Here is a 10686-nt window from a genome sequence, read left to right on the forward strand (position 1 = left end):
CTGAGAGCTCCGACCTCAATGGGAGCCGCCGGGAGCCTGACCGGTATCGCAGGCGCGAGTGCATCGGCGTGACGTCCCGCCGGTGTCGCTCCCGCGCCTGCGAGGGACCGGCTCTTACTTCTGACGATTCACCCTGATTTGTCCGAAGTCAAGAGTGGAGGGCCGGGGATTCGCCGGCTCCCGACGCCTACGGCTCGGGGGGCAGCGGGAAACGAAGCGAGGCGACGGTGAGGTGCTTGCGCAGCTCCGTGTCCGCCCGCACATGCTTGGTCGCGCCGCCCTCGTCGATCACCGCCTCCACCAGCTCGTCGATCACATCGGGAGTCTGCCGCGTCCGCTCTCCGCACAACGGGCAGGTGTCCCCCGAGGTGGCCAGCCAGCCGTCCCGATCGCACACCACGCCGGGAGCGGTCTCGCCCTCCTGGACCAGCAGTTGCTGGATGGCGGCCACAGACCCCGCCCAGAGGCAGCGCTGCAGGCCGACCGCGGCGGGCTTCCCCTCCGCCGCCGCCTCCAGGACCTCGCCGACCATGCGCTGCTGCTCTTCGAGCTCGTAGCGCTCGATGATGGGCCCGGCGCCGGCCCGGATGTCCCCCTGGGTGGCGGTGCTCGGATCGACCTCGAACGTCCCGGCGATCCGCTCCCGCAGATCGCGGGCCAGGAACTCCACGAAGTGCGTCACCTCGTACGAGTGGCCGCCGAGGACGAGCAGATCGAAGTCGTACGTCCGGAACAGCTCGTCCACCATCCCCGCGGCCCGCCGGAAGTGGCGCTTGGTGATCTCGTCGGCCTTGTTGCGGACCCGGGCCTCGGCGAGGCCGCTCGCGTAATCCCTCTTCCGCAAGGTCCGGTCGTGGGCCTTCTCCAGCTCGCGGAGCTCGTCCTGGTACAGCTCCCAGACCCGGGCCCAGGCCTTGTCGATCAGTACGACACAGACCCGGTGGTACTCGTCCAGGACGGCGAGCATCGGCCGGACCCACGGCGTCGAATCCACCGTGCCCCGGTCCCGGATGGACCTCGGCAGCTGGACCACCTCGAGGAAGTCACGCCCGCTGCACGAGAAGGCGGCGACCGTCCCCGGCTTGTACTTCTCCTGCGACACCGTCACCGCGATGCGCTCGATGTCGTCGCGCAGGGACATCCGGACGTCGTGGGACAGCGACGTGTCCTCCGCCACCGGCCTGACGTACTCATTCAGCACGTCCCTCACATGCGCGCGGCGGGCGACGAGATCGGCGGGTTCCGCACGGAGCCCGACATAGGCGGACACCACCGGAAGTCCACGTCCGTCGAACCGGATGATGCGGTCGATCTGCTCTGCCACGATCATTCGTGCTCTCCCTACGCGCTCGACCCCCTGCACCGCTCCGCCGTAGATCAACGCTACGCGCCAGGCCTCGCAGCCGCGCGGGCCGCCTACGGCTGCGGATGAGGCTGTGAACGGAAGTGGAAGCCGCGATGTGCCTTGCGCGGGGTTCCATGGCCGAGCTCGGCCCGCAACTGGACGGCGTGGATCACCTCGATGACGCCCAGGGCGATCAGCCAGACCCCGGCCGCGATGGCGAGCGCGGTGATGGAGCCGAAGGGCAGGATGATCAGCAGGATCCCGGCCAGTGCCGTGAGGACGCCGAGGGCCAGCTGCCAGCCACGGGCCGGACGCCCCTCGGCGGAGATCGCCGTGGCGGTGAGCATGACGCCCCGCAGCAGCCAGCCGAATCCGATCCACAGGGCGAGCAGCAGGATCGACTGGGCCGGCCCCCGGAAACAGAGCAGACCGAGCACCACGCTCAGCCCACCGCTGATGAAGCTCAGCACACGCATATGCCCCGGTACATGCGCACCGAATGCCCCGGCCAGCTGAAAGATCCCGCTGACCAGCAGATACGTGCCGAACAGCGCGCCGACCACCACCAGGGTGGCCCCCGGCCACGCCAGCACCATGATGCCCAGCGCGATCGCGACCACGCCCGCCGTCAGCACCACCTGCCAGGTGGCGTTGGACAGGGTGTTCAGCAGACCGGCGTACGGATTGTCGGCGCCGAAGGGACGCTCGTCCCGCCGATCGGTACCAGGTGGATCGGTACCGGGCTGATCGGCACCATGAGGCTTGTCGGAGGAGAAACTCATGGTCGCCCACCTCCTCGAGGGAACAGGATGGCCGAACCTCGACACTTCCATCCTCACCCCACGCCCGCCTCATCGCCTCATGGCGGGTGCCGCGGCGGGCACACCACGGATCGCGCCTCGGTGCGCCGGCCGCCGGGTGTCAGTCGCGCCGGGCCACCACCCGGTAGGCGTTGGACACCTTTCCCAGCCCCGCCAGCGGCTTGAGCAGCAGCCGGTCCAGCGTGGTGGCGCCGAGGAGGGCGGGAACGGCCGCCAGCAGGAGCGCGCGGCGCAGCAGCCGGCGCGCCCAGCCGGGCGGCTCGGCCAGCGAGGGGGAGTCCTCGGGCGGGGCGACGGCGTTCACCGTCAGCCATACGGCGCCCAGCAGATCGACGGTGTCGGACGGCTCACGGTGCTGCTCGACGACCACGGTGAAGCCGAGCGCGGCCAGCTCCTTGCGCAGGTTGGCCACGGGGAGGAAGTGCAGATGCTGGGGCTGGAGCCAGGGCAGCCAGAAGCGGCCGAAGAGACGGGCGAACCAGCACTCCGGGTCGGGCACCTCGACCAGCAGACGGCCGCCGGGGCGCAGAGCCCGACGGGCGGCGTGGAGTTCGGCGCGGGGGTCCGTACTGTGCTCCAGGTAGTGGAACATGCTCACCACGTCGTAGCTCTCGGCCAGCCGCTCCCGGGCCAGATCGGGGAAGCTGCCCCGGAAGCCGTGGTCGATCCGTCCCGCCCGCTCGGCCAGGTCGACACCGTCGGTGAAGTCCAGCCCGTCGAAGCGGGTGCCGGGGAAGACGGCACGGGCCACTTCGGGGAAGTGGCCGTGGCCGGTGCCGACATCCAGCCATGCCTTCGGAGGGTCGGCCCCCGGCTCCAGGGACTGGGCGCGTCCCTGGTACATCTTCCGCCGTCGGGAGAAGACGTCGCCGCGCTCCTGCTCGCCCAGCCCGTCGTAGAAGTCCCGGTAGTAGAACTCCAGCCCGTCCGGGTTCAGCGCGGGGTTCTGGAAGACATGGCGGCAGTCCCGGCACCTGTCGAGCAGAAAGCGGCCCGGCTTGTTCTGGTACCGGTCCTTGGTGAGCAGCCGCCGCTTCAGCCGCGCCGAGCCGCACCACGGGCAGTCCGTGCGGCGTGGCTCGAAGAACCGCTCGGTGCCGTGTGCCAGGTCCGCCTGGTAGCGCGGGCGAAGGGCGGCGACGGTCCCGGCGCGGGACGGCTTCGCGGGCGTCCCGGGTGCGGCGGGTGGTCGGGGTGCGGCGGGTGTCCGGGGTGTTGTCCCGGGTGCGGTGGGTGGTAGGGGTGCGGCGGGTGTCCGGGGTGTTGTCCCGGGTGCGGCGGGTGGCCGGGGTGCGGCGGGTGTCCGGGGTGTTGTCCCGGGTGCGGCGGGTGGCCCGGGTGCGGCGGGTGTCCGGGGTGTTGTCCCGGGTGCGGCGGGTGGTCGGGGTGCGGCGGGTGTCCGGGGTGTTGTCCCGGGTGCGGCGGGTGGCCCGGGTGCGGCGGGCGTGCCGGGTGTCGTCCCGGGCGTCTTGGGTACGTCGGTGCCGTGGCTCATCATTCCCCCTCGGGAGTGGTCCGGGCGGCGGCCTCGGCGGCCAGCCGTTCCAGATGGGTGGCCGCCGCGGCCGCGCCGCCCGCCGCGCGGAAGGACACGCCGACGCGCTCGGCCGCCGCGCGGTAGCCCGATTCGTACAGGATCGCGTCCAGCGCCTCACCGAGCGCCGTCGCCCGTACCCTGCCGAACCTGACCCGGACGCCCGCGCCCGCGTCCACCACCTGCGCGGCCACGACGGGCTGGTCGTCGCGGATCGGGGCCACGACGAGCGGGACGCCGTGCCACAGGGCCTCGCACACGGTGTTGTGCCCCGCGTGGCACACGACCGCGCCCACCCGTTCCAGCAGCGGGAGTTGCGGCACATGGGGGAGGGTCAGAATGTCCTTGTCGTCCGGGGCGGCCGGGCCGAGTGAGCCCGCCGGATCGACGATGACCGTCTGGAAGCGGTCGGCGCGGGCCCGTCCGGCCTCCCGGCACTCGGCGAGGAACCGCGACCCGGCGCCCACGTTCGCGGTGCCGAGCGTGACCAGCACGGTGGGGCGCGCGGGGTCCAGCCACTCCCATGGGAAGTCCGCCGGGGTCGGGCGCTCGGCGATGGACGGGCCCACGTATCGGATGCGGTCGTCCGCCCGGACGGGGCGCCCGGCCAGCTCCTCGGTGGTGAAGGCCAGCACCAGGTCCGGTGAGAACCGGGGGTCGGCCGTGCCACCGGGATCGCCGATCCGGCCCCGCACCTCGCGCAGCAGCCCGTCCAGCCAGGCGTCGATCTTGGGCATGCCGTCCAGCGCGCCGGTGAACTCCGCCGAGGTGGTGGCCGAAGTGGCCCACCGTACGCCCAGCCGCTCGGCCACCAGCCCGCCCGCGACGGTCTGCTGGTCGGCGACCACCACATCCGGGCGGAACTTCTCGATCGCCCTGCGGACATCCGGGGCCATGGCCTCGGCGAGCGGCACCAGGAACCGCTCCCACAGGAACTTCAGCGCACCCGGACCGCGCACGTCCGGCGGGCGCTCCGCCCCGCCCTCGCCGAGCAGCGGCCCGGCGCAGCGGTAGATCCTCGCCCGGTCCCCGGTCAGCCGACCCACGACCTCCGGCAGCCCGGCCCAGGCCACCTGGTGGCCTCGGGCGGTCAGTTCGGTCCCCAGGCCGACGGTGGGGTTGATGTGCCCGACGAGCGGCGGCACCACGAAGAGAAAGCGGCGTGGGGCGGCGGGTGCCGCGCTTCCGGGATCGCTCATGGCGCGTCCGCCTCCAGCGGAGCGACCGCTGCCGGGGCCCCGGCCCCCGGCTCGCGGGTCCAGGACAGCAGCAGTTCGCGAATGTGCTTGGGGGCCTCGGCCAGCACCCAGTGCCCCTGTCCCGGCAGCACCACCGTCCGGGTGCCGGGCAGCACCGACTCCAACCACCCCTCCTGCCCGGCGAGGTCGGAGTCCGCGCCGTACACGGCGAGCACCGGGCACCGCACCCGGCGGAGCTGCTCCTCGCTCACCGTCCGGCTCTCCGGTACGTCCTCGGCGATGCTGGTGGTACGGACCAGCCGGGCCGCCTGCTTGGCCAGCCGCGCGGTGTGGGCGCCCCGGTGGGCGCTGAGCCAGGCCAGCGACTCCGCCTCGTGGCCCAGCAGTTCGGCGACGACGCGGCGGAATATCCCGCTGATCTCCGTCAGCCAGCTTTCGGTGGCGGGCTTCGCCTCGATCGCACAGATGCCGGCCACGCGCTCCGGGTGGCGCACGGCGTACCCGAACGCCACCGTTGCGCCGAAGCAGTTGCCCATCAGATGCACCGGACCGGTGATCTCCAACCGGTCGAGCAGCCGCTCCAGGTCGGTGACGAACGCGTCGAGCCGATAGCCGGAGTCCGGGCGCTCGCTGCGGCCGTGCCCCCGCTGGTCGTACATCACCACCTCCAGCCCGGCGGCGGCGAGGTCCGGTGCCACGGTGAAGTACCAGCTGGCCAGGGAGTCGGTGAGCAGGCCGTGGAGGAGCACGGCGGTGGCGGTGGGCGGGCGTCCGTCCGGTGGGGACAGCCGCTGTACATGCAGTCTGACGTCGTCCGGCCCGTCGCCGGTATGGATCATCGCCATGGGTCAGCCCTCCTCGGCTGCCCTGAGGCACCGGACGACGTATCGCACCAGCTGCCCGACGCTGAGGTCGATGATCTCCTCGAGCTCCAGATCGGCCACGAAGGCGGCGAGGTTGACCTGTCGGCCGTACCGGGCCTCCAGGCTGCCCGCCAAAGTCACCAGGTCGATGCTCTCCAGCTCCAGATCCTCGGTGAAGCGGGTCTCCATGGTGACCTCGATGTCGTCCAGGCCGTACTCGTCCAGCATGCCGCGGAGCATCCCGGCGATGTCCGCGAGCACGGTCGGTTCGTCGGCTGTGGGTGCCGGGGCGGTCCGCGTCTGCTTGGCGGTGCTCACTGATCCGTCTCCTCGTGGGGTGCGTCATGGTCCGGGCCGGTCGTCCAGGCCACGGCGTAGTCCCTGCTCGGCAACCCGGGCGGGTTGGCGAGGGTGGTGCTGTGCACCACGTAGCGGCGCGGCCGGCGCCCGGGGGGCGTGGCCACGTCGACGACGAGCCGGGCGCCTCGCGGGTCGCCCTCGCTGTCGTCCGGTGCCACCTCTATGCCGACCACGGTGGCCTCCGCCGGCCCACCAGGGATGCCGGTGCCGTCGGCCTTGGCGGCTGCCTCCTTCGCGGCCCGGGCAGTGGTGGCCCACCGGGGTGTCGACCTGCCGTCGGCGGCGCGGAGGAGTGCGAGTTCGGATGGTGAGAAGGCTGCCGTGAGAGCGGGATCGTCGCGATCCGTGATCTCCTCGATGGCGATGCCCGGGCCGGGGCCGGGGTCCCCGGCGCGGCGCGGCACCACCAGGGCGACCCCGGCCTCGGCCCGGTGCGCCAACGAGAGACCCAGCTCGGGCAGGGTCCGTCCGTGGACGCCGATGGGGTACGGGCGGCCGTGCTCGTCGTCGCTTATGCCGATCTCGGCGGGGAAGACCGGGCCCTCCCCGCGCTCCCACAGCCACCGCCGTACGGCGTCCTTGGCCGCGATCCGGCCCAGCAGCCACTGCCGTCGGCCGCGCGGGGTCTGCCGCTCGTATGCGGCCCGCTCGGCGCCGCCCAGGTGGTTACGCATGATCAGCTCGCGCGATGCCAGATCCGGCCAGCGCTCGTGCAGCAGCGACCAGCCGCCCGGCTGCGGCCGGGACAGCGTGTTGCGCTGCGGAAACCGCTCCACGGGCCGGGTGTCCGGGTGATTGTCGAACCGGCGGTCCCGCCAGCCGGACAGCTCTGCCCACACCTGGCCACCGATCAGCAGCTGTACGTCGGCCTCCAGCGCCGCGTCGGTCAGCGAGGTGATGCGGACCAGGCACTGCACGGGTGTGCCGGGACGCGGATGTGGGCCGAAGAAGCGGATCCGTCGCACGCCGACCGGGAAGACCACGGTCCGCTCGGTGCGGGTCGCCATGATCCAGTAACCGAGGAGCTGGCCGACGTTGTCCAGCAGCGCGCCGGGAGCGGGCGGGGTGGTGAGCGTGCCACGGACGTGTGCCTCACCGATCGCCGTCAGCTCGGAGAGGCCCTGGAACGCCGGGCCGTGGAACATCCAGCGCTCGTGGTAGATCTGCGCGGCGGTGTGGTCGGGCGTGCGCTCGGTCGCGGGGTCGATGCGCCAGGGGGCGGGGCGGGTGGCGGGGTGGCAGGGCGCCACTTCCACGGTGGCGCGGGAGCTGCGCCCGAAGGTGACGGTGTAGTGGGATGTCGAGGTGGGGGTCGCGGTGACCGGGGCGGTGCTGGGGGGCGCCGCCGTCACCCACTGATCGAAGCGGGCGCCGTGCACGGCGACGGCCACGGCGTTGCCCGCTGTTCGTTCCGCCCCCTCCATGAGGTGCTGGACGATCGTGGTGGCCGGGACGACCGGCCGGCGGTCCGACTCGTCCGGCCAGCCGGGGCGTTGGGGGAAGAAGCAGTGGTCGCGGAGGTAGGGCATGGTCTCGGTGGAGACGTGCAGATCGTATGTGTGCGGGGGCGCTGTGCGGCTGGCGGCGATCACCTCGGTCGCGGTGTCAGCCGTCTCGCGGAGCAGGGCGTCGAGTTCGGCTGCCCATGGGGTGGGCGGGTGCGGTTGCGCGCCGTTGGGTGTGCTCGCCGTTGCCGGATGCGGGTGGGGTGGTGCCCACCCGTTCCGCCCCGCGCAACGCTTGTCCACCACCCGGTGGTCGCCGTTGCCGGAGCGGGAGGCCGGGGCTGCGCCCCTGGCCCCGGGCTGCACGGCCGGGGCCAACTCGCCCCGCAGGGTGGCCAGGGTGGGTTCGGGTAGGGAGATCAGCTCACCGCTCAGGTCGAGTCGTATCGGCGGCAGCGCGGGCCTCGGGCGTAAGCGTTCACGTGGCAGCGTCGGGTCCACCTGCGCGCCCTCCGTCCACAGGGCCGTGGCCACGCGGCGAAGCTGGGCGACGCCGTCGCGGTGGGGGGAGTTGGCCGCGACCACCAGATGGTCGCGGCCCTGCAGCGTGTCACCGATGAGCGATGCCAGCTGGCCGGTTCCGGCCTGCACGAACGCGCGGAACCCCGCCTCGTACAGCGCTTGTGTCAGCTCCCGGAAGCGCACCGGCTCCAGCAGGTGCCGCAGGAACAGTTCGCGCACCTCGGCCTCGGTCGCCGGATACGGCGCGGCGGTCGTCCCGGACCAGACGGGGACGCTGGGCGGCAGGAGCAGCTCGAAGCGTTCCGCCGCGGAGCGCATGGGGCCGATCCAGGGGGCGAGCATCGGCGTGTGGAAGCCGGATTGGAAGGGCAGGACCTGGGCTATCACCCCCTCGCCGCGCATGGCCCCGACGAACTCCTCGACATCGGCCCGCGGTCCGCACACCATCGACTGGCTCGGCGCGTTGTCGTGCGAGAGCACGATCCGGCCCGGCGCCCGCTCCGTGAGTGCGTCGAGCACCCGCCGCGCGCCGGCGCCGAGGACGGCGAAGGCGAGGCCGGGCACGCGCAGCGCGTCGGGGTCGAAGGAGTCGAGGAAGGCGTCGACGGCCGCACCGGCGTAGAGGCCGCCCGCGGCCATGGCGGTCCACTCGCCGACGCTGTGCCCGGCCACGGCGTCCGGCACGACCCCCATCCGCCGCAGCGCCGCGTCCAGCAGCCGTCCGAGGCCGAAGACGCCCACGCCATGGCGGCCGACGTCACCGACGCCGGCCGCCTCGTCCGGGCGGTCGCGGGCCGTGCGGGGCAGGCCGAAGTACTCGGCGACGCCGTCCACCCGAGGTTCGAATTCGGCTTCGAGGCCGGGGAAGACGAAGGCCAGCTTCCCGGCGGGCGCGGAGTCCGCGCCGAGCAGGGGCGCCGGTGTGAACCAGATGTCGCTGCGGCCGCGCCACGGGCGGCCGGCCGCGACCATGCGCCGCGCGAGCGAGAGCCGTTTGGCGGTGGGCTCGACGATGCCCAGCCTGGTACGGGCGTCCCGCGCCGTCACGGTGGAGCGTACGGTCGCGTCGTCCGCCGCGAGCAGTTCGGCCAGCCGCTCCGGGGTGTCCGTGGCGAGGGCCAGGACCCGCTCCGGTTCCGTGACGAAGGCCATCGGACGCCGCTTCACCGGAGCCGACGGTGGCTGCTCCAGCACCACATGCGCGTTGATGCCGCCGAACCCGAAGGCGTTCACCGCCGCGCGCCGTACCGGAGCCTCCCAGGGCGCGGCCGAGTCGATCGTACGGAAGCGGGTGGCGGCCAGCGCCGGATGCGGGTCGTCGCAGTGCAGTGTCGGCAGCAGCCGCCCGTGGTGGACCGCCAGGGCGGCCTTGACCAGACCCGCGACACCGGCGGTGGGCATGGTGTGACCGATCATGGACTTCACCGAGCCGATGACGGCCGCGTCCCCACCCGGCTCCCGGGGCCCGAACACCTCGGCCAGCGTGGCCAGTTCGGCCGAGTCCCCGGCGGGTGTCGCCGTGCCGTGCGCCTCCAGCAGCCCGATCGCGCCCGGCTCGCGCGGGTCGAGGCCGGCCGCGCGCCACGCCTGCCGTACGGCCCGTGTCTGGCCGCCCGGGTCCGGGTTGACCAGGCCCGTGGCGCGGCCGTCCGAGGCCACGCCGGTGCCGCGGATCACCGCGTAGATCCGGTCCCCGTCGCGCTGCGCGTCGGCGAGCCGTTTGAGGACGACCACGCCGGTGCCCTCGCCGATCAGGAGGCCGTCGGCCGCCCGGTGGAAGGGGCGGATCCGCTGGCTCGGGGACAGCGCGCGCAGCTGCGAGAAGACGCTCCACAGGGTGATGTCGTGGCAGTGGTGCACACCGCCCGCCAGCATCACATCGCACCGCCCGGAGGCCAGCTCGCCCACCGCCTGGTCCACCGCGACGAGGGAGGAAGCGCAGGCGGCGTCCACGGTGTACGCGGGTCCGCGCAGGTCGATCCGGTTGGCGACGCGCGAGGCGGCGAGGTTGGGCACCAGACCGATGGCCGCCTCGGGCCGGTCCGGGCCGAGCCGCTCGGTGAAGGCGCCGCGCACCCGGTCGAGCTGGTCGGGCCCGAGCTCCGGCAGCAGTTCGCCGAGGGTCCGTACGAGCTGGTGCGCGGTGCGCACCCGCTGGTCGAGCCGGACCAGACCCGGGGTGAGATAGCCGCCCCGGCCGAGCACCACGCCGACCCGCTGCCGGTCGGGCAGCCGGTCCTCGCCACCCGCGTCGGCGAGGGCCGCCGCCGCGACGCTCAGGGCGATCAGCTGGTCGGGCTCGGTGCCGGGCACCGAGTGGGGCATGATGCCGAACCGGGCCGCCTCCACCTGCGCGAACTCGTCGACGAAGCCGCCCCGTCGGCAGTACACCCGGTCGGGGGCGGCCGGATCGCCGGCGCCGGCCCGCGGGTCGTAGAAAGAGGCGTCCCACCGCCCGGCCGGGACGTCGGTGATCGCGTCCAGGCCGTCGGCCAGGTTGCGCCAGTACGCGTCCAGTCCCGGGGAGCCGGGCAGCAGCACGGACATCCCGACGATGGCCACCGGCGGCTGCCTGCGCGGGTGCCCGTCCGCCGTGC

The 10686-nt window shown here is 73.3% G+C and carries 7 protein-coding genes; all 7 read right to left on the reverse strand.

Going from position 1 to position 10686, the window contains the following annotated elements; translation table 11 throughout:
* Positions 1-187 precede the first annotated feature (187 nt).
* On the reverse strand, positions 188-1330 hold the full coding sequence (locus ABZU99_RS09480) for a hypothetical protein (protein ID WP_356049770.1): 1143 nt from the start codon (positions 1328-1330) through the stop codon (positions 188-190).
* An 86-nt stretch (positions 1331-1416) separates the two neighbouring features.
* Positions 1417-2127 carry an HdeD family acid-resistance protein gene (locus ABZU99_RS09485; RefSeq protein WP_356049768.1) on the reverse strand — a complete coding sequence of 237 codons (711 nt, stop codon included), beginning with the start codon at positions 2125-2127 and terminating at the stop codon, positions 1417-1419.
* A 139-nt stretch (positions 2128-2266) separates the two neighbouring features.
* Complete coding sequence (locus tag ABZU99_RS09490) at positions 2267-3661, reverse strand: class I SAM-dependent methyltransferase (RefSeq protein ID WP_356049766.1); 1395 nt, start codon at positions 3659-3661, stop codon at positions 2267-2269.
* Positions 3661-4899: a glycosyltransferase gene (locus ABZU99_RS09495; protein WP_356049764.1), complete on the reverse strand. Its 1239-nt coding sequence runs from the start codon at positions 4897-4899 to the stop codon at positions 3661-3663. The genes ABZU99_RS09490 and ABZU99_RS09495 overlap by 1 nt, the downstream gene beginning before the upstream one ends.
* Entirely contained in the window at positions 4896-5744 is an 849-nt protein-coding gene (locus ABZU99_RS09500; RefSeq protein WP_356049762.1) for an alpha/beta hydrolase, read from the reverse strand. The genes ABZU99_RS09495 and ABZU99_RS09500 overlap by 4 nt, the downstream gene beginning before the upstream one ends.
* A 3-nt stretch (positions 5745-5747) precedes the next feature.
* Positions 5748-6080, reverse strand: a complete 333-nt coding sequence (locus ABZU99_RS09505; RefSeq protein ID WP_356049760.1) for an acyl carrier protein — start codon at positions 6078-6080, stop codon at positions 5748-5750.
* A complete protein-coding gene (locus tag ABZU99_RS09510; RefSeq protein ID WP_356049796.1) occupies positions 6077-10636 on the reverse strand; it encodes a beta-ketoacyl synthase N-terminal-like domain-containing protein in 4560 nt (1519 codons plus the stop codon). The genes ABZU99_RS09505 and ABZU99_RS09510 overlap by 4 nt, the downstream gene beginning before the upstream one ends.
* Between the last annotated feature and the right edge of the window lie 50 nt (positions 10637-10686).

It is taken from the genome of Streptomyces sp. NPDC005266 (assembly GCF_040607655.1).
Classification (GTDB): domain Bacteria; phylum Actinomycetota; class Actinomycetes; order Streptomycetales; family Streptomycetaceae; genus Streptomyces.